The following is a 17,982-nucleotide window of genomic DNA, read 5'->3' on the forward strand; positions in this document are numbered from 1 at the left end:
CGTCCCCCGCTCACTGCTGGGCGACAGCCGATGTATCAGTCACCCGGTCGGCCGACCGGGTCGAGCCACCGGCTCGGCAGGTCCCAGGCTCAGGGCAGCAGCAGACGGTAGGTGTCGTAACCCCAGCCGATCTTGACAGCCGGGGCGTACGGAGCGCTCGCGTTACCGGTGCCCTTGTAGAAGTAGAGGTCGCCGCTGGGGGTGCGGGCCAGCAGATCGGCCTTGCCGTCGCCGTCCATGTCGCCGATGGAGACCAGCTTGTCGAACATGTTCCAGCCGGCGCCGATCCGCTGGCGCGGCTCGAACGGAGCGCGGTAGTCGCCGGTTCCCTTGTAGAGCCACAGCACGCCCGACTTGTCGCGCGCGACGATGTCGGCCTTGCCGTCACCGGTCAGGTCGCCCTGGCCCGCGATCTGGGTGTAGGCGTCCCAGCCGCTGCCGATCCTGATTCGCGGGGTGACCCGGCCGTCGGGGTAGGCCAGGTAGAGCCACAGCACACCGTCGCTGTCACGGGCGATGATGTCGGACTCCTTGCCGCCGGCCAGGTTGCCCGGCGACAGGACCATGTCGTAGATCTCCCAGCCGCTGCCGACGGTGATGGTCTGCGCCGACCCGCTCAGCGTGGAGGTGAAGTCCATGTTGCCGTCGGGCCACCAGGTGTAAAGCCCGTCCGACCGGCCGTCCTTGTTGTTGTCGACCTCCGACGCAGTCGTGAGGTACTTGTACGCCTGGACGTCGGCGCCGTCGAAGACCTTCTTGCGGGCCTGGAGCCCGCCCTTGCCGTCCGGGGCGTAGACGAACAGGCTTCCGTCGTAGTCAACGGCGCCCATGGCGAACGTCGGGGTGTTGACGTCTCCGGCCACGGCGGCCCGCGGAGCGGCGGCGGCCTTCGGGGCCGTGTGCAGGCGGGAGGCGAAGTCCTTCGTCGCCGCACCCTGCTCCGGCGAGTGGGTGCTTGCCACGGCGGTTCCATCAGCTGCACCGGCCACGGTGGCGGCGAGCACTGCGGTCGCGAGCCCGGCCAGCACACGGCTGCTCATACGACCAGAAAAAAGGGCCACGCAGTTCTCCCGTAATAGGTGAAAAGGTGCGGCACGTCGGATGGACTGCGCCGCGATATTTGCCGAATCGTTTCACCGGCACCGCGTATGACAACCAGTCAGAGTGACAGGTTGCCCTCAAGGTGTCGGTCGAAGGGGGCGGGTGATCCGCCCGCCGTGGTGGAAGCGGTGGTCTCGCCGATGGACTTGGCGAGGTCGGCTCGGTGGCGGGTCGGGCGGATGGGAGCGTCGTCACATCCGCGCGTACGCCGTCGGCGGGGCCTGCGCAGGCGCGGCCCGACCGAGTGCGAGGACGGCGATGTCGACTGCTGCCGTGATGGCGCCCGGTCGCATGCCAGCCCCCTTTGTGCTGCGGCCACTGACTTCGGATATCCGATCGTCCCACCGTGGCACGGCAACGCACTTTAGCTGAACTTGATTTGCCTGTTCAACATAATTTCGGCTCGTCAGATCCCGATTTGATAAGCGATATGTCGCCAAAGCTCCCTGGCTGTATCGGTTCTGGTGGGTATTCAGGGGATGTGTCCTCTTTGGCGCCGCTTCAGGGTCGCGGCGTCAGGTCCGGCGACCCAGCCAGGCGGCCAGGCGGGTGTAGGCCCCGGCGCCGGGCGGGACGGCCTGGACCGGGCCGAACGGGGCCTTGCCGCCGCGTCGTTCGCCAGGGGCGAAGCGGCGGGCGAGGGGGAGGGCGGCGCGGGCGAGCCCCTCGTCCAGGGCGATTCCGGGTGCGACGACCTGGGCGATGTCCCAGGAGTGGGCGGTGGCCTCCACCATGTACCCGTCCAGAGCTGCCCGGCCGGGCAGCTCGTCCCAGGGCACCACCGCGATCCGGTCGAGCGCCGAGTCGTCCGCCCAGGCGGCGGTGAACCGGGCCCGCGCCAGCATGAGGGCGTCCGCCCACTCGGCGTCCTCGATCCCCTCCGCCGAGGAGGGCACCTCCTCGGCGCGCCCGCCCTCACCGACGTACGCGATCCGGTGGATGCCGCCGACGGTGTGGCCCAGCAGCGCCCGCAGGTCGTACTCGCTGCACGGCGTCGGCGAGGCGAGCAGTTCCGCCGTCACCACCGGGAACAGCTTCTCCAGCTGGTCCAGGGCGCGTTGGTAGAGCAGGCGGGGATCGTCGGTGGAGTCCATGCGGGCGGATCCGTTCGTCGGAGGTTATACGTATCGAGGGCACTCTCCCGGGGAATCCTGACACCCACTGTCAGGATTTATGTCCGGCCTGGATAGGCTCTGGCGCCGTGAAGGCTGACCGGCTGCTCTCGATACTGCTGCTGCTCCAGACCCGGGGCCGGATCCCGGCGGCCGAGCTGGCCGAGCGGATGGAGGTGTCCATCCGCACCATCTACCGGGACGTGGAGGCGCTGTCGGCCGCCGGGGTGCCGGTCTGGTCGGAGCGCGGGCGGCACGGCGGGGTCAATCTGATCCAGGGCTACCGCACCGATGTCACCGGGCTCACCGCCGAGGAGGCCCGCGCGCTCTTCGTGCTGCTCGCGCCGGACGCGCACGACGCCCTCGGTCTGGGCACCGCGCTCGGCTCGGCGCTGCGCAAGGTGATGGCTGCTCTGCCGTCCGTCCACCGCCCGGCTGCGGAACGGACCTTCGAGCGGATCCTGGTCGACCCCACCCACTGGATGCGGGGTGAGCCCGCAACCGTGGACCTGGCCGAGCTGCAGCGCGCGGTCTTCGCCGACCGGCGGCTCCGACTGGCCTACGGGCACAGCGGCGCGGACGGGCCGAGCGAGTACACCGTCGACCCGTACGGGCTGGTGAACAAGGCGGGGGTCTGGTATCTGATCGCCGATCTCGCCGCCGAGCCGAGGCTCTTCCGGGTCTGCCGGGTGCTGGCGGCGGAGACCCTGGAGGAGCCGGTGCGGCGGCGGCCCGAGCTCGCCCTGGCGGAGGTCTGGAGTGCGTTGCGCGAGCAGGTCGAGCGGCCGGCCATCGAGGTCAGGGTCGCCGTGCGGGTGCACCGGCGACGGCTGGAGCAGCTCCAGCAGATCCACGGCGCCCAGGTGGTCCCCACCCAGCTGATCGGCTCCGCGCTGCTGGATCCCGAGCTGATCGGCTCCCCGGCGACGGCCGACGGCGAGTGGACGGAGCTGGAGCTGGGCTTTCGCACACTGGCCGAGGCGCGCTCGCTGCTCGCCTTCGGCTCGGAGGTCGAGGTGCTCGCCCCGCCCGAGGCCCGGGCCGAACTCGCCCGGGCGGCCGCAGAGATCGCCGAGCTCTACGGCCCCCGCCCCGGCGGTATGTGACCGAGCGTCAGGCCGTGGTCGGCGGGTGGCTGACGCTGCCGTACAGGCCGAGGGCGATGTCGCCGAAGTTGTGCAGGCTGGAGGTGTTCGGCGCGAAGTAGCCGGTGTGGCCGGCCGCACCGGTGGAGGCGATCCGGATCGCGCCGAAGTCCTCGCCGGTCGGGTCGGCCCCGTGGCCGAGACCACCGACCTCCAGGTACGGGACGTTGCCGATCCAGTCGGTGGGGTTGCGGGCCGCCCAGAGCCGGACGCCGCTGCCCAGCTCGGAGGCCTTCTGCACGCCCATCCCGGGGCTGCCGAAGACGACCATGTCGGTCGTCCGGTCCGTATGGATCTTCGGCGCGGCGATGCCGCAGACCACCGATCCGTACGAGTGGCAGAACAGCGCCGGCGGGGCAACCGGGTGGCTGGTCGCGCCCAGGCCGTCGAGCAGGCGCTCCAGCCGGGGGGCGGCAACCTCGGCGAGACGCGAGGTGACGGCGTCCGGACCGAGGCCGGAGGGGGTGACGTACCCCGTCCAGGCGATCACGGCCGTCCGGGAGTCGGGGGACTGCTTGTGCTCCTCGTCGAGCAGGGCGCGGGCCATCCCGGAGGGGGAGCGCAGCGGATCGGTGGGCTGGTCGAAGTGGGCGAGGTCGGCGTCCGAGCCCGGGACCAGCACGGCGATCCGGTCGGCCGAGGCGAGGTCGCCGTAGACCTCGCTGACCAGGCCGCGGCCGCGGGGGTCGAAGGCCAGGATCTGGCGGCCGGGTGCCAGCAGCTCCGCACTGTTGTCGGCCCGGGACTTGGCGATGGCACGGTCGCTCTCGCTCAGCTTCGGGTCGTCGGCGCGGTTGCGGGCCCTGTCCATCTCGGCGGTGATGGCCAGCCGGTTGGCCTGGTAGCGCAGCTTGAGCGGCGCACCGTCGAGGTTGCCGATCACCAGCGGGTAGCGGACCACGAGCCGGGTGGCCTGCTCGGGTGTGAGCGAGGCAAAGAAGGCCGAGACCGTACGGGCGTCGGCGGTGGCCGGGTCGGGCAGGGCCCGGCCCAGCGAGTGGTCGGCCACCCACTCGGCACTGCCGGCCGGTGGCGTGGAGATGGCCAGCTGCTCGTTGGCGGCGGCAGCCTGCGCCGCCGCCGCTCCGGCGTCCACCAGGACGGCGCAGCCCGCGAAGGCTCCTATCAGCACACGTTTGATACGCCTACGGCGCGCTGCCGTGTACTGGGCGAGCCTGCGCTTTGTCAGCCTGCGCCGCATGGCGTCAACTCCCTCGGACCCGTGACCGTCACAGCGGGCCGGGCCCGATGGTGGAACGACCGCCAACTACTCGTCAGCAGCCAGGTTAGGGGCTCGGAGCGAAGGGTGTGCAGAGTCCAAACTGTGCGATGAATCACATGGCCCCGTTCTCCGCCTCGAAATCCTTGATCAGTCGCTTCGGGGCGATGCTTCGCCAGGCGTCCGTCATCAGGTCGCGCAGCTCCTCCGCGTCCACCGTGGCGAGGCGGACCAGCACCCAGCCGTGGCGTCCGACGTAGGGCGCCACCGAGTACGTCCCGGGGTCGGCGGCCAGCAGCTCGGCCTGGTCCTCCTTGCGGGCCTTGACGCAGACCGAGCCACTGTCGGGGTTGCCCATGGCGAAGATCTTCTCGCCGACCCGCAGCGTCACCTCCGTCTCCCAAGTGAGCCGCTCGGTGGTGTGCGGAAGGGCCAGGCCCAGCTTCAGGAACTGATCGAACGTCACCATTGCGCCAGCGTAGGCGGGACTACTGACAACGGCCGAGGGCATCGCCTCAGACCACCCCCAGGGCGTACACCGCGAACAGCGCGGCCCCCGCGCCGGCGGCCGCCTTGAGCGGCCCTCGCCACCCCCACGGCCCGTCGAAGCGCCGCGCGTACCGTCCGATCACGGCCAGCACCAGGCCGAAGACCGGCAGCCAGGCCAGTCGGGCCAGCGCCCAGCCGAGGGAGTCCGGCGCGGTGGTCAGCCCGGGTACGCCGCCCAGCAGCGAACCGGTCAGCGCGACCGAGTACATCGCGGTCTGGTGCCAGCAGAAGATCGTCATCGCGGAGAGGTTGACCACCACCACGGGCAGCCAGAGCAGCGGCCGCCGCAGCAGCCGCGCGATCCGCTCGCGCAGCAGCATCGCGGCCCCGCACTGGAGTGCCGCCAGCGCGAGCACCAGCAGGGACGGCGGGTGCGAGTTGGTCCGCTCCTGGCCGGGGACGCCCACCATGCTGGCCGGGTAGTGGAAGAGCAGCAGCAGTACGGCGAACAGCGCCGCCCCGCCCAGCAGCAGCGTCCGGGCCCCGGCCCGCCCGATCCGGCCCTGCGCCCAGCACACGCCCAACTGGTAGCCGAACATCCAGCCCGGCACCAGGTTCACCAGCGCCAGCCAGGAGGGCATCGCCTCGGCCCAGGACCCGTACCGCAGCAGGTCCACCACCGCGACGACGGCCAGAAGCGGCGCGGCCGCCCAGCCGCCCAGCCGCCGCCCGGCGGCCACGCAGTACGGGGTGAGGGCGGTCAGCCCCAGATACACCCCGATGTACCAGAGCGGCTGCACCACCAGCACCGTTCCGGTCCGTACCGTGCCCTGCGGCACGCCGAGCGCGCCCAGCAGCGGGATCAGGGCCGCCCAGACTGCGGCCACCCCGAGCACCGGGCGCAGCAGCCGTACCGAGCGGCCGCGCAGCCAGCCGAGCGTGCCCACCCCGCGTGCTCGGGCCCGCTCCAGCGAGCGCACCGAGGAGTAGCCGCCGACCAGGAAGAAGACGCCGAGCAGTTGCAGCCCCCAGCTGAGCGGGGCGAAGAAGCCGAGCGTCGCGAGCGGGCTGGTGTTGTGCAGCACACCGCCGCCCGGGGTGAGCCCGCCGAGCATCCAGTGGCCGAGGGGGACGGCGAGCAGGGCGAGCGCGCGCAGCCCGTCCAGGGCACGGTCGCGGTCGGCGGGGGTCCCGGCCGCCACCTGGGCGGCCGTCCGGCGAAGGCGGTGGACGACGAGCATGGGGACGCTCCTGACGGGTGTCGGCCTGCTGTACTCGGGTCGGTGGCTCTCGGGCCGGTGGGGGTCGCGGTCAGCGGGCATCGCGGCACTCCCGGCCGGTGTCGGCGCAGCGGACCTGCGCGGGCTCGCCGAGTGCGATGGCGGCGAAGTTGGCGAGTGAGGCGGTCCCGGGGGCGAAGTAGCCGCTGTGGCCGTGCGAGCCGGCCGAACCGACCACGCGGGCGCCGAAGTCCGCGGCAGTCGGATCGGCGCCGTGGCCGAGGCCGAGCACCGAGACATGGGGGACGTTGCCGATCCAGTCCGAGCCGTTGCGCTCGGTGGCCCAGAGCGGTACCCGCAGGGCCCGGGCGTCGGCGATGTCCATCCCGGGCGATCCGAGTACCACCAGGTCCGAGACCTGCGCCGGGCTCGGCCCGGCCAGCCCGCAGACCGCCGAGCCGTAGCTGTGGCAGAACAGCGAGACCGGTCCGGTGACCGGCGCCAGCCCGTCCAGGAAGCTGCTCAGCCGGGACGCGCCCGCCTGCGCCAGCCCGGTGGTCGCCGCGTCGATCCCGACCCCGACCGGCGTGGTGTACCCGGTCCAGGCGACCACCGCGACCCGGTCGCCGGTGGCCTGCCGCAGGGCCCCGGCCATCCCGGCCGGGGTGCCGTACGGGTCGCCGGCGCGGTCGAAGGACATCAGGTCGACGTCCGAGCCGGGGACCACCACCGCCGTACGGGTGGCCTTGGTGAGATCCCCGTACACCTCGGCGATCTGGCCCCGGCCGCGCGGGTCGAAGGCCAGAATCCGACGGTCCGCGAGAGAGGCGTAGCGCCGGGCCCGTCCGGCGGCGGCCCGCTGCTCCTGGGGGCCGAGTGCGGGGTCGGCCGCCCGGGCCAGCTCACGGCGCCGCTCCTCGGCCAGGGCGAGCGTGTTGGCCCGGTAGCGCAGTTCGACCGGCGCGCCGTCCAGATTGCCCACGACCAGCGGGTGGCGCTCGGCCAGCGCCAGGCGCTGGGCCTCGGTCAGGTCCGCGAAGAACCGCGCGACCTCTCTGGCCGAGGCCCTCCCGGGGTCCGGCAGCCGCACCCCCAGCACCCCGTCGGCCATCCAGGCCGCACTTCCCTCCGGCGGCCCGGTCACCGGCGTCTGACTGTCCGCTGCCGCCCACCCGCCTGCCCCTGCCAGCACCGCGGCCGCCACCGCAGCCGCCACCAGTCCCCGCCTGAAACGCCCCAGCATCTTCCGCTCCCTCTCCTGTGGTCGGACGGAGAGGAAGGTAGGAACGCGACGCCTCGTCAGGCATCACACCGCAGGGCCAACTACGGCGTCATACCGTGGGGTTGCTTTTCGGCGGGCGCGGCTCTTGCGGGGCGCGAGGGCTTGCTTCTCAGGGGCGCGGGAAACCATTGCTCGCGCCTCACGAGTAGCGGCGCAGCTCCCCGCGCTCCTGGAAAGCGACCCCTCGCGCACCTGGGGTGGTTGGGCGGGGGTGGGTTACTGACCCGGGGTTACCAGGCCGGATTCGTAGGCGAGGACGACGGCTTGGGCGCGGTCGCGGAGGTCGAGTTTGGCGAGGATGCGGCCGATGTGGGTCTTGACGGTCTGTTCGGCGACGACCAGGCGGTCGGCGATCTCCTGGTTGGAGAGGCCGCGGGCGATGAGTTCGAGGACCTCGGTCTCGCGCGGGGTGAGTCCGCTCAGGCGCAGCCGGGGGTCGCGGCGGGGCGCGGGTCGGTTGCGCGCGAAGTCCTCGATCAGGCGGCGGGTGACGGACGGCGCCAGCAGGGCCTCGCCGGCCGCGACCACGCGGACGGCGGCGATCAGGTCGGCGGGTGGCGCGTCCTTGAGCAGGAAGCCGCTGGCCCCGGCGCGCAGCGCCTCGTACACGTAGTCGTCGACGTCGAAGGTGGTCAGCATCAGGACCCTGGGGCGGTGGACGACTCCGCGTGGGGGGTCGAGGAGCCTGCGGGCAGCCTCCAGGCCGTCCATCTCGGGCATCCTGACGTCCATCAGGACCACGTCGGGGTGGGTGCGCCCACTGACCTCCAGGGCCTGTTTCCCGTCGGCCGCGTCGCCGACGACGTCGATGTCACTCTGCGCGTTGAGCAGCGCCGCGAACCCGGCCCGCACCATCGCCTGGTCGTCGACGATGAGTACGCGGATGGTCATGTGGGGCTCTCCTCAAGCTGGTTGACGGGCAGGACGGCGGCCACTCGGAAGCCGCCGTCCGGCAGCGGTCCGGTGTCCAGCCTGCCACCCAGCAGGCGGACGCGTTCACGCATCCCCACCAGCCCGTGCCCGGTGCCCTCCGCGGCCTCGATGCCGCCCTCCGTCGCGCCGTGCGGCGGGGCGGTGTTGACCACGGTGATCCGCAGGGTGTCGTCCTCGGCGGCGAGTGAGACCCAGGCCGTCGATCCGGGCGCGTGCCGGACCACGTTGGCCAGGGCCTCCTGCACGATCCGGTAGGTGGACAGGCCCACGGCCTGCGGCAGTTCGCCGAGTGCGCCGACCTCCTCGGCGACGGTCAGCTCGGCCTGCACCCCGGCCCGGGCAACGGTGTCTACCAGTTCGGGGATCCGGTCCAGGCCGGGCTGCGGGGTGCGGTCGGGAGTACTCTCCTCGCTGCGCAGTACGCCGAGCAGGCGCCGCATCTCGGCGAGCGAACTGCGGGCGGCGGCGGCGATGGTGCCGAACTCCTCGGCCGCCTCGGGCGGCAGCCCGGTGATCCGGTACGGCGCGCTGTCGGCCTGCACGGTGATCACCGACATGTGGTGCGCCACCACGTCGTGCAGCTCGCGGGCGATCCTGGCCCGCTCCTCCAGGAGCGTGCGCCGACCGCGCTCGGCCTCGCTGATCTGCTCCTGCTCGGCGAGCAGCCGCCGGGCCTCGCCGCGTCCGCGCAGGCTCCAGCCGAGCACCAGTACCGCGCCGCAGAGCACGACCGGCAGCGGCCCGCCGGCCCCGCCGACCCGGGTGAAGGCGGCGCCCGTCCCTGCGGTCGCCAGCATGGTGACCAGCCAGACGGCCAGCAGGGTGCGCCCGCTCTCGCGCAGTGCCAGCGCCAGCATCAGGAAGAGGTATCCGATCAGCGTGGTGACCGGCCACGGCCAGGGGCCGGCGCCCGACGGGGTGTCCACGGTCATGACGGCCCCGGCGACGGCGGCGGGGAACATCACCCACCATGCCGCCAGTGGCCGGGTGACCGCCGCGAGCAGTGGTACGCACTGGGCGATGGCGAGCGCCGCCGCGATCGGCGCGCTGACGCCGTACGCGGTGTGCAGGTGCACGATGCCGGTCGGGATCAGGGTCGCGACGGTCGCGAGCGCCACGCCGTACGGCGCCATGCGTACCCAGCGGCGGGACGAGCCGCCGAGCAGGGGGGCGTGGTCGCTGCTGGAGGTGACCAGGTCGGGACCGAGCGAGGCCAGAGCGAGTCCGAGCGCGCGCAGGGCGGCGGTCAGGGCGGAGCGCACCGCGGTCACGGTGGTCGGAACGGAGGCGGGCAGTCGGCTTTTCATCCTGGCCCAGGGTAGGGGCGCGGCGGTGCGAGGGCGTCGTACGGGAGAGCTGTCCTGCTCGTAGTACCTGGGTATGACCCGGTCCTGGCCGAGGCCGGGTTCAGCGCTGCCAGGAGCCGGCCAGGGCGGGTCCGAGCTGGTCGAAGTGACGCTCGATCAGGGCGATCATGCCGTCGGGACCGGCCTCGTGGGCGGCGGCGTCCGAGGTCCAGGAGAGGTGGGAGATCCGGACCACCGCGCCGAAGACCGCGGCCAGCACGCGCGGGCGCAGGTCGGTGGCGGGGTCGAGCCCTTCGCGCTCGGCGAGGATGCCGGCCACCACGCGCTCCTGCTCGGTGGTGCGCCGCAGGTGGGCGGCGAGCAGCGTGGGGGTGGTCTCGATGAGTTCGAAGAGCTCCAGGGCGGCGGTGACGCTGCCGGGGCCGACCTGCTCCATGCCGCCGAGGCTGCGCCAGGCCTCGGTGATGGAGGCGCGCATGGCCTGCAGCGGGTTCTCCTCGGCGGGGCGCCGGCGCAGGCAGTCGATGAAGAAGTCCTCGGCATCGGCCATGACGGCCAGTGCGACCTCCTCCTTGTTCTCGAAGTAGCGGAAGAAGGTGCGCTGGGAGACGTCCACGGCGGCGGCGATCTCGTCCACGGTGGTGCGGGCGTAGCCCTGGCTGCTGAAGAGGCGGTGGGCCGCGTCGACGAGCGAGTCCCTGGTGCGCTGCTTCTTGCGTTCACGCAGCCCGAGGACCCGGCAACCGGGGGCGGTGGTCGCTTCGGTGAGCTGGGCGGGCATACGTGGGTGCCTTTCGACGGGAGGGGAGTGGCCGGCATCACCACGATAGCGTTCTGCCAAATGTCAGGTATGCGCACAAGGCACTGTTTGCCGAATGTCAGTGACTGTCATAATCTCACTGACGGTGGCGCCCGTCGGGCCGGACGACTCGTGGGGACGGGTGGGCCGGGGCGCCACTTGCCATGTCTCCTGGGCTCCGGAGGGCCGGTTATGAGTCAGTCCGTCGTCAACACCGAGAAGGCGGACCTGCCGCCGCAGTGCAGCGGCCCGCCCGGGGAGCGGCGCGGCCTGCGGGGCCATCCCTGGCTGACCCTGCTCACCGTCGCCGTCGGCGTGATGATGGTGGCCCTCGACGGCACCGTCGTCGCCATCGCCAACCCGGCCATCCAGACCGACCTCGGCGCCTCGCCCGCCGACATCCAGTGGGTCACCAGCGGCTACCTGCTGGCGCTCGCGGTCTTCCTGATCACCGCGGGAAAGATCGGTGACCGCTTCGGCCACAGGGCGACCTTCCTGGTCGGCGCGGCCGGCTTCGCCGCCACCTCGGCCGCGATCGGCTTCGCCACCAACATCCAGACGGTGATCGCCTTCCGCGTCCTCCAGGGCCTGTTCGGTGCACTGCTCCAGCCCGCCGCGCTCGGCCTGCTGCGCGGCGCCTTCCCGGCGGAGAAGCTGAACATGGCGATCGGTATCTGGGCGGGCGTGATCGGTGCCTCCACCGCCGCCGGGCCCATCGTCGGCGGCCTGCTGGTCGAGCACGTCAGCTGGCAGTCGGTCTTCTTCATCAATGTGCCGGTCGGCGCGGTCGCACTGGCACTCGGCCTGTGGATCCTGCGCGACGTACGGGCGGAGAACGCCGCCAAGTCGTTCGACATCCCCGGCATCCTGCTGCTCTCGGCTGCGATGTTCGCGCTGGTCTGGGGCATCATCAAGGCCCCGACCTGGGGCTGGGGCGACCCCGCCACACTGCTCTTCCTCGGCGGCGCCGTACTCGCCATGGTGGCCTTCGCGTTCTGGCAGAACCGGGCCGAGGAGCCGCTGATCCCGCTCGGCCTGTTCCGCTCCGTGCCGCTGTCGGCGGGCACCCTGCTGATGGTCCTGATGGCCTTCGCCTTCTTCGGCGCGATCTTCTTCGTGACCTTCTACCTGCAGAACGTGCACGCGATGACCCCGGTCCAGGCCGGTGTCCACCTGCTGCCGATGACCGGGATGATGATCGTCGGTGCCCCGGCGGCCGGAGCCGCGATCGGCAAGGTCGGCCCGCGCATCCCCATCGTCACGGGCATGCTGCTCACCACCGTCGCGATGTACGGGATGTCCACCCTGGGCACCGACTCGGGCACCGGCATCATGTCGCTCTGGTTCGTCCTGATGGGCCTGGGCATCAGCCCGGTCATGGTCGGTGCCACCGAGGTCATCGTCGGCAACGCCCCGCTGGAGCTGTCCGGTGTGGCCGGTGGTCTTCAGCAGGCCGCGATGCAGGTCGGCGGCAGTCTGGGCACCGCCGTGCTCGGCGCTGTGATGGCCTCCAAGGTCACCGGTGTGCTGCCGGGCAACTGGGCCAAGGCCGGTCTGCCGCCGGTCGAGGGCGCCCAGGCCGAGCAGCTCAAGCAGGCTGCCCAGCTCGGCATCTCCCCGGCCCCGCAGGGCACCCCGGAGCCGGTGGTGCACGCGATGGCGAACGCCGTGCACTCCTCCTTCGTCAGCGGGATGTCGATGGCCTTCGCGGTGGCCGCCGTGGTCGCCTTCGCCGCCGCCGTCCTCGGTCTGCTGACCAAGCGGGGCGCCACGGACGCGGGCCCCGCCGTCCACATCTGACGGCGGTCCCGAGGGAATAAGACCGACCGGCAATAGGGAGCGCGACGCCGCGTGCCCTATTACCGGTCGGTCCAAGGGGCGCGGGGCTCTGTCGACCGACAGAGCCCCGCGCCCCTGGCCGTGTGGCCGAGGCCCGCTCGTCAGGCTCGAACTCCGGGAACCGGCAACGTCGTTGCCCCTGAACCCGATGAGGGCTTCGACCGGTCAACCCCGGTGCGTCCCGGTTCCTCGTGCAGGAACGCCCGAGGGCCGGACCCCTTCGCAGGAGTCCGGCCCTCGGGCTTACGGCTGTCTGCCGTCGGCGGATCAGGCGTCGCCGCCGGCCGCGCCCGGGTCGGCCGCGGTCACGTCGAGCAGCTGGTAGCGGTCGATCGCGTCCTTCAGCACGTGACGCTCGATCTTGCCCTGCTTGGCGAGCTCGGTGAGCACGCTGAGGACGACCGACTGCGCGTCGATGTGGAAGAAGCGACGGGCCGCACCACGGGTGTCGGCGAAGCCGAAGCCGTCGGCGCCCAGCGACTGCCACTGACCCGGCACCCAGCGCGAGATCTGGTCCGGCACCGCACGCATCCAGTCGGACACGGCGACGAACGGGCCCTCGGCGCCCTGGAGCTTGGCCGTCACGTACGGGACGCGCTGCGGCTCCTCCGGGTGCAGCAGGTTGAACTCCTCGGCCTCGACGGCGTCGCGACGCAGCTCGTTCCAGGAGGTCGCCGACCAGACATCGGCCTTGACGTTCCACTCCTGGGCGAGGATGCGCTGGGCCTCCAGGGCCCACGGCACCGCCACACCCGAGGCGAGGATCTGCGCCGGGATCTGGCCCGCCTCGCCGTCCTTGTACTTGTACAGACCCTTGAGGATGCCGTCGACGTCGACGTTCTCCGGCTCGGCCGGCATCTGGATCGGCTCGTTGTACACGGTGATGTAGTAGAAGACGTCCTCGCCGTGCGGGTGCTCGGCGCTGGAGCCGTACATCCGGCGGATGCCGTCCTGCATGATGTGCGCGATCTCGAAGCCGTACGCCGGGTCGTACGCGACGACGCCCGGGTTGGTCGAGGCGAGCAGCTGCGAGTGGCCGTCGGCGTGCTGGAGGCCCTCGCCGGTCAGCGTGGTGCGACCGGCGGTGGCGCCGATCACGAAGCCGCGGGCCAGCTGGTCCGCCATCTGCCAGAACTGGTCGCCGGTGCGCTGGAACCCGAACATCGAGTAGAAGACGTAGACGGGGATCAGCGGCTCGCCGTGCGTCGCGTACGACGAACCGGCGGCGATCAGCGAGGCGGTGCAGCCCGCCTCGGAGATGCCGTCGTGCAGCATCTGGCCGGTCGGGGACTCCTTGTACGCCAGCAGCAGCTCGCGGTCGACCGACTCGTAGGTCTGGCCGAGCGGGTTGTAGATCTTGGCGGACGGGAAGAGCGAGTCCATACCGAAGGTGCGGTACTCGTCCGGGGCGATCGGCACGAAGCGGTTGCCGATGCCCTTGTCGCGCATCAGGTCCTTGAGTACCCGGACGAACGCCATGGTGGTGGCGATGGTCTGGTTGCCGGAACCCTTCTTGACCGCCTTGTACGCGTCGTCGCCCGGCAGCTCCAGCTTGCGCGGCCGCACCTTGCGGGTCGGCACGTAACCGCCGAGCTCGCTCCGGCGGTCGTGCATGTACTGGATCTCTTCGGAGTTGCGGCCCGGGTGGTAGTAGGGCGGGTAGCCCTCGTCGAGCTGCTTGTCCGTGATCGGCAGGTGCAGACGGTCGCGGAAGCGCTTCAGGTCCTCGACCGTCAGCTTCTTCATCTGGTGGGTGGCGTTGCGGCCCTCGAAGTTGGGGCCCAGCGTCCAGCCCTTGACGGTCTGCGCCAGGATGACGGTCGGCTGGCCCTTGTGCTCGCGGGCAGCCTTGAACGCCGCGTAGATCTTCTTGTGGTCGTGGCCGCCACGGCCCAGGTGCTGGATCTGCTGGTCGGTCATGGACTCGACCATCTGCCGCAGGCGCAGGTCGCCGCCGAAGAAGTGCTCGCGGATGTACGCGCCGGTCTCGGTGGCGTAGGTCTGGAACTGGCCGTCCACCGTGGTGTTCAGCTTGTTCACCAGGACGCCGTCGCGGTCCTGCGCGAGCAGCGGGTCCCAGCTGCGGTCCCAGACCAGCTTGATGACGTTCCAGCCGGCGCCGCGGAACTGCGACTCCAGCTCCTGGATGATCTTGCCGTTGCCGCGGACCGGGCCGTCGAGGCGCTGCAGGTTGCAGTTGACCACGAAGGTCAGGTTGTCCAGGCCCTCACGGGCGGCCAGCGAGAGCTGACCGAGCGACTCGGGCTCGTCCATCTCGCCGTCGCCGAGGAAGGCGTAGACGTGCGAGTCGGAGGTGTCCTTGATGCCGCGGTGCTCCAGGTAGCGGTTCATCCGGGCCTGGTAGATCGCACCGAGCGGGCCGAGGCCCATCGAGACGGTCGGGAACTCCCAGAAGTCCGGCATCAGCCGCGGGTGCGGGTAGCTGGACAGGCCGTACGGCGCCTTCGACTTCTCCTGGCGGAACGCGTCGAGCTGCTGCTCGGTCAGTCGGTCCAGGAGGAAGGCGCGGGCGTAGATGCCGGGGGAGGCGTGACCCTGGAAGAAGATCTGGTCGCCGGACTCACCCTCGGCGTCCTTGCCGCGGAAGAAGTAGTTGAAGCCCACGTCGTACAGGGACGCGGAGGAGGCGAAGGTGGCGATGTGGCCGCCGACGCCGATGCCGGGGCGCTGCGCGCGCGAGACCATCACGGCCGCGTTCCAGCGGGTCGCGTTGAGGATCTTGCGCTCGATCTCCTCGTTGCCGGGGAAGAAGGGCTCGTCCTTGGTCGCGATGGTGTTGACGTAGTCCGTGCTGCGCATCTCGGGCACGGCGACACGCTTCTCGCGGGCGCGCTCGATCAGGCGGAGCATCAGGTAGCGGGCGCGCTCACGCCCCCGCTCGTCGATGGCCGCGTCAAGCGACTCGAGCCATTCCGCGGTCTCCTCGGGATCGAAGTCCGGGACCTGACTCGGAAGGCCGCCAATGATGATCGGGTTGCGATCGGATCCGGAAGCCACGCTGTTCCTTCACTGTCGGTCGTAACTGAGGTGTGTCGCGCCGCCTCCATCGTGTACCGCAACTCGGAGATCCGTCATCTCTACCGATCGGTAACCATTCCGTTCCAGGGGTTGATTTCCCTAGGGCGGTCAGGTCGGATGGTGTGTGGCGCGGGCATCGCTGCCTGCGTCGCGCACCACCGGGTGTTACGAAGAGGTGGTCCGACCTTGATGCCCGACCGTCCGATGGCGGCCGATCGGGTTGAGGGCCAACAGGAGACTCTACGCCCGCCAGGGTGGATACCCCGAAATGCGTTCGCATCTCGGTCATCTCTCTGGGCGGGCGCGGCCGCCCGACCCGCAGCATCCCCGGGGCGTGCAGAAAAGGGCAAATCGGTGTGATTACCGACACGTTCCACGGCGTGTCCCGCCCCGACACGTCAACCTTTGGGTGGGATCGGGGGTCGGGTACTTGCGCGAACCGCCGCGCACGTGTGGACTACGGCCACAGCCTCGGCATGAATGCCGAGCCGAATACTGGAGGTTATTCCCGTGAGCGCGACCGCGGACCCCGCGGACAAGTCCAACCCGGCGCACCGCCTCGGCTTCGAAGCAGGCCAGATCGTCCAGGAGCTCGGGTACGACGAAGACTGTGACCAGGAGCTCCGCGAGGGCATCGAGGAGATCACTGGCGAGGAACTCGTCGACGAGGACTACGACGACGTCGCCGACGGCGTCCTGCTGTGGCACCGCGAGGAGGACGGCGATCTCACCGACGTCCTCGTCGATGCGCTGGAGTACCTGGCGGAGGGCGGCCTGATCTGGCTGCTGACCCCGAAGACGGGCCGCGACGGCCACGTCGAGCCGCACGAGATCGCCGAGGCCGCCAAGACGGCCGGCCTGGCCCACACCAGCTCGGTGTCGCTGGCCAAGGACTGGTCGGGCACCCGCCTGGCTTCGCCGAAGTCGGCCAAGACCGGCGGCAAGCGCTGATCTCGGCACCTCGCCTTGTCCCGGGCCCCGCTGGAGCTTTCTCCAGCGGGGCCCGGCCGTTTGGCGGCCGGGACTGTGGCGACGGCCGACGCCGTGTTCACCCAGGGCGAAACCGGGCCCGCGTGGTGGGACGGGGCTCACCCGAACGGCGGAACCGCGCCCGGCGGATGCGAGGATGCCGTTAGTCGCGCGGCCGTGTGGGCCGCGGCATCCGGTTAGGAAGGTCTCAGCATGGCCATCGAGGTCGCCACCCTGGCTCCGGACTTCGAGCTCAAGAACCAGCACGGCGAGCTGGTCAAGCTCTCCGACTTCCGGGGCGAGAAGAACGTCGTCCTGGTCTTCTACCCGTTCGCCTTCACCGGAGTCTGCACCGGCGAGGTGTGCGCGATCCAGAAGGAGCTGCCCCGTCTGCAGAACGACTCGGTGCAGGTCCTCGCGGTCTCCAACGACTCGCCGTTCACCCTGCGCGTCTTCGCCGAGCAGGAGGGCCTGGAGTACCCGCTGCTGTCGGACTTCTGGCCGCACGGCGAGGTCTCCAGGGCGTACGGCGTCTTCGACGAGGAGAAGGGCTGCGCGGTGCGCGGCACCTTCGTGATCGACAAGGCCGGTGTGGTGCGCTGGTCGATCGTCAACGGCCTTCCGGACGCCCGGGACGAGAAGGAGTACCTGGCCGCGATCGACGCTCTCTGAGCGTCCGGCGGCTGCCGGTGGCGATCCGGCCCGTTGCGTCCCTGACGCGCCGGGCCGGATCGCTGTTCCGCACGGGAACCGGGCCTACGATCGGGCCGTTGTCGGAGAAAGCACGATTTTTGGAGGACCAGTGGGTGTCAGCCTGAGCAAGGGCGGCAATGTCTCGCTCACCAAGGAGGCTCCGGGCCTCAGCGCCGTGGTCGTCGGCCTCGGCTGGGACGTCCGCACCACCACCGGGGCCGACTTCGACCTCGATGCCAGCGCACTGCTCTGCAACGAGGGGGGCAAGGTCGGTTCGGACGGCAACTTCGTCTTCTTCAACAACCTGAAGAGCCCGGACGGTTCGGTCGAGCACACCGGCGACAACCTGACCGGTGAGGGCGAGGGCGACGACGAGGCCATCAAGGTCAACCTGGCCGGTGTGCCGGCCGATGTGGCGAAGATCGTCTTCCCGGTCTCGATCTACGACGCCGAGAACCGCCAGCAGAACTTCGGCCAGGTCCGCAACGCCTACATCCGCGTGGTGAACCAGGCGGGCGGCGCCGAGATCGCCCGCTACGACCTCTCCGAGGACGCCTCCACCGAGACGGCGATGGTCTTCGGCGAGCTGTACCGCAATGGCGCGGAGTGGAAGTTCCGTGCGATCGGCCAGGGTTACGCCTCCGGTCTGCGCGGTATCGCCCAGGACTTCGGGGTGAACGTCTGACCCGGAGTCGGGTGAATAGTCTTGGGGCCGGGGTCGGCGGGAGTTTGCTCCCGCCGACCCCGGCCTCTGCTGTTCCCCGGGGCGGGGGCCCCCCCCGGGGCCGGGCGCGGGAGGGCCGAAGATCTGTGGGGTTGACGGCCCCCCCGCCGG

The 17,982-nt window shown here is 71.0% G+C and carries 15 protein-coding genes; 5 read left to right on the forward strand and 10 right to left on the reverse strand.

The features are described from left to right. Nucleotides 1–89 precede the first annotated feature (89 nt). On the reverse strand, nucleotides 90–1,040 hold the full coding sequence (locus tag P3T39_RS11195; protein ID WP_280697304.1) for a VCBS repeat-containing protein: 951 nt from the start codon (nucleotides 1,038–1,040) through the stop codon (nucleotides 90–92). Between the two features lie 576 nt (nucleotides 1,041–1,616). Next, nucleotides 1,617–2,195, reverse strand: a complete 579-nt coding sequence (locus P3T39_RS11200; protein WP_280697305.1) for a TIGR03086 family metal-binding protein — start codon at nucleotides 2,193–2,195, stop codon at nucleotides 1,617–1,619. A gap of 107 nt (nucleotides 2,196–2,302) precedes the next feature. On the opposite strand from P3T39_RS11200, the gene P3T39_RS11205 reads away from it, so the two are divergent. Then, nucleotides 2,303–3,319 carry a WYL domain-containing protein gene (locus P3T39_RS11205; RefSeq protein ID WP_280697306.1) on the forward strand — a complete coding sequence of 339 codons (1,017 nt, stop codon included), beginning with the start codon at nucleotides 2,303–2,305 and terminating at the stop codon, nucleotides 3,317–3,319. 7 nt (nucleotides 3,320–3,326) lie between these two features. Here the strand turns inward: P3T39_RS11205 and P3T39_RS11210 are convergent, their stop codons facing one another. The 7 genes from P3T39_RS11210 to P3T39_RS11240 form a co-directional block, all read right to left on the reverse strand. Continuing rightward, nucleotides 3,327–4,559 (reverse strand): alpha/beta hydrolase, encoded by a 1,233-nt coding sequence (locus P3T39_RS11210; RefSeq protein WP_280697307.1) that lies wholly within the window; start codon nucleotides 4,557–4,559, stop codon nucleotides 3,327–3,329. Between the two features lie 133 nt (nucleotides 4,560–4,692). Next, a complete protein-coding gene (locus P3T39_RS11215) occupies nucleotides 4,693–5,046 on the reverse strand; it encodes an MmcQ/YjbR family DNA-binding protein (RefSeq protein WP_280697308.1) in 354 nt (117 codons plus the stop codon). A 46-nt stretch (nucleotides 5,047–5,092) separates the two neighbouring features. Next, nucleotides 5,093–6,307, reverse strand: a complete 1,215-nt coding sequence (locus tag P3T39_RS11220) for an acyltransferase (protein ID WP_280697309.1) — start codon at nucleotides 6,305–6,307, stop codon at nucleotides 5,093–5,095. Nucleotides 6,308–6,377: 70 nt separating this feature from the next. Next, on the reverse strand, nucleotides 6,378–7,529 hold the full coding sequence (locus P3T39_RS11225; RefSeq protein ID WP_280697310.1) for an alpha/beta hydrolase: 1,152 nt from the start codon (nucleotides 7,527–7,529) through the stop codon (nucleotides 6,378–6,380). A 255-nt stretch (nucleotides 7,530–7,784) separates the two neighbouring features. Next, nucleotides 7,785–8,459, reverse strand: coding sequence for a response regulator transcription factor (locus P3T39_RS11230; protein ID WP_280697311.1), 675 nt, complete (start codon nucleotides 8,457–8,459; stop codon nucleotides 7,785–7,787). Then, the gene (locus P3T39_RS11235) at nucleotides 8,456–9,808 is read right to left on the reverse strand and encodes a sensor histidine kinase (protein ID WP_280697312.1); all 1,353 of its coding nucleotides are present in this window, start codon (nucleotides 9,806–9,808) and stop codon (nucleotides 8,456–8,458) included. Before P3T39_RS11235 ends, P3T39_RS11230 begins: the two co-directional genes overlap by 4 nt. A 100-nt stretch (nucleotides 9,809–9,908) precedes the next feature. Further along, nucleotides 9,909–10,589, reverse strand: coding sequence for a TetR family transcriptional regulator (locus tag P3T39_RS11240; protein WP_280697313.1), 681 nt, complete (start codon nucleotides 10,587–10,589; stop codon nucleotides 9,909–9,911). Nucleotides 10,590–10,799: 210 nt separating this feature from the next. Here P3T39_RS11240 and P3T39_RS11245 point away from each other — a divergent pair, with 210 nt between their 5' ends. Further along, entirely contained in the window at nucleotides 10,800–12,407 is a 1,608-nt protein-coding gene (locus tag P3T39_RS11245; RefSeq protein WP_280697314.1) for an MFS transporter, read from the forward strand. Nucleotides 12,408–12,713: 306 nt separating this feature from the next. Here P3T39_RS11245 and aceE read toward each other — a convergent pair whose 3' ends face one another. After that, nucleotides 12,714–15,464, reverse strand: a complete 2,751-nt coding sequence (aceE, locus tag P3T39_RS11250; RefSeq protein ID WP_280697315.1) for a pyruvate dehydrogenase (acetyl-transferring), homodimeric type — start codon at nucleotides 15,462–15,464, stop codon at nucleotides 12,714–12,716. A gap of 531 nt (nucleotides 15,465–15,995) precedes the next feature. On the opposite strand from aceE, the gene P3T39_RS11255 reads away from it, so the two are divergent. The 3 genes from P3T39_RS11255 (at nucleotide 15,996) to P3T39_RS11265 (ending at nucleotide 17,832) form a co-directional block, all read left to right on the forward strand. Continuing rightward, complete coding sequence (locus P3T39_RS11255; RefSeq protein WP_280697316.1) at nucleotides 15,996–16,436, forward strand: DUF3052 domain-containing protein; 441 nt, start codon at nucleotides 15,996–15,998, stop codon at nucleotides 16,434–16,436. Between the two features lie 231 nt (nucleotides 16,437–16,667). Then, complete coding sequence (locus tag P3T39_RS11260) at nucleotides 16,668–17,126, forward strand: peroxiredoxin (protein ID WP_280697317.1); 459 nt, start codon at nucleotides 16,668–16,670, stop codon at nucleotides 17,124–17,126. A gap of 130 nt (nucleotides 17,127–17,256) precedes the next feature. Further along, nucleotides 17,257–17,832, forward strand: a complete 576-nt coding sequence (locus P3T39_RS11265) for a TerD family protein (protein ID WP_280697318.1) — start codon at nucleotides 17,257–17,259, stop codon at nucleotides 17,830–17,832. Nucleotides 17,833–17,982: the final 150 nt, after the last annotated feature.

Source organism: Kitasatospora sp. GP82, assembly GCF_029892105.1.
GTDB lineage: Bacteria > Actinomycetota > Actinomycetes > Streptomycetales > Streptomycetaceae > Kitasatospora.

Excerpts from the sequence above, each read along its gene's own strand:
- P3T39_RS11260 (WP_280697317.1), top strand. The coding sequence starts at position 16,668 with ATGGCCATCGAGGTCGCCACCCTGGCTCCGGACTTCGAGCTCAAGAAC.
- P3T39_RS11245 (WP_280697314.1), top strand. The coding sequence starts at position 10,800 with ATGAGTCAGTCCGTCGTCAACACCGAGAAGGCGGACCTGCCGCCGCAG.
- P3T39_RS11235 (WP_280697312.1), bottom strand. The coding sequence starts at position 9,808 with ATGAAAAGCCGACTGCCCGCCTCCGTTCCGACCACCGTGACCGCGGTG.
- P3T39_RS11200 (WP_280697305.1), bottom strand. The coding sequence starts at position 2,195 with ATGGACTCCACCGACGATCCCCGCCTGCTCTACCAACGCGCCCTGGAC.
- P3T39_RS11220 (WP_280697309.1), bottom strand. The coding sequence starts at position 6,307 with ATGCTCGTCGTCCACCGCCTTCGCCGGACGGCCGCCCAGGTGGCGGCC.
- P3T39_RS11195 (WP_280697304.1), bottom strand. The coding sequence starts at position 1,040 with ATGAGCAGCCGTGTGCTGGCCGGGCTCGCGACCGCAGTGCTCGCCGCC.
- P3T39_RS11230 (WP_280697311.1), bottom strand. The coding sequence starts at position 8,459 with ATGACCATCCGCGTACTCATCGTCGACGACCAGGCGATGGTGCGGGCC.
- P3T39_RS11240 (WP_280697313.1), bottom strand. The coding sequence starts at position 10,589 with ATGCCCGCCCAGCTCACCGAAGCGACCACCGCCCCCGGTTGCCGGGTC.
- P3T39_RS11210 (WP_280697307.1), bottom strand. The coding sequence starts at position 4,559 with ATGCGGCGCAGGCTGACAAAGCGCAGGCTCGCCCAGTACACGGCAGCG.
- P3T39_RS11225 (WP_280697310.1), bottom strand. The coding sequence starts at position 7,529 with ATGCTGGGGCGTTTCAGGCGGGGACTGGTGGCGGCTGCGGTGGCGGCC.
- P3T39_RS11215 (WP_280697308.1), bottom strand. The coding sequence starts at position 5,046 with ATGGTGACGTTCGATCAGTTCCTGAAGCTGGGCCTGGCCCTTCCGCAC.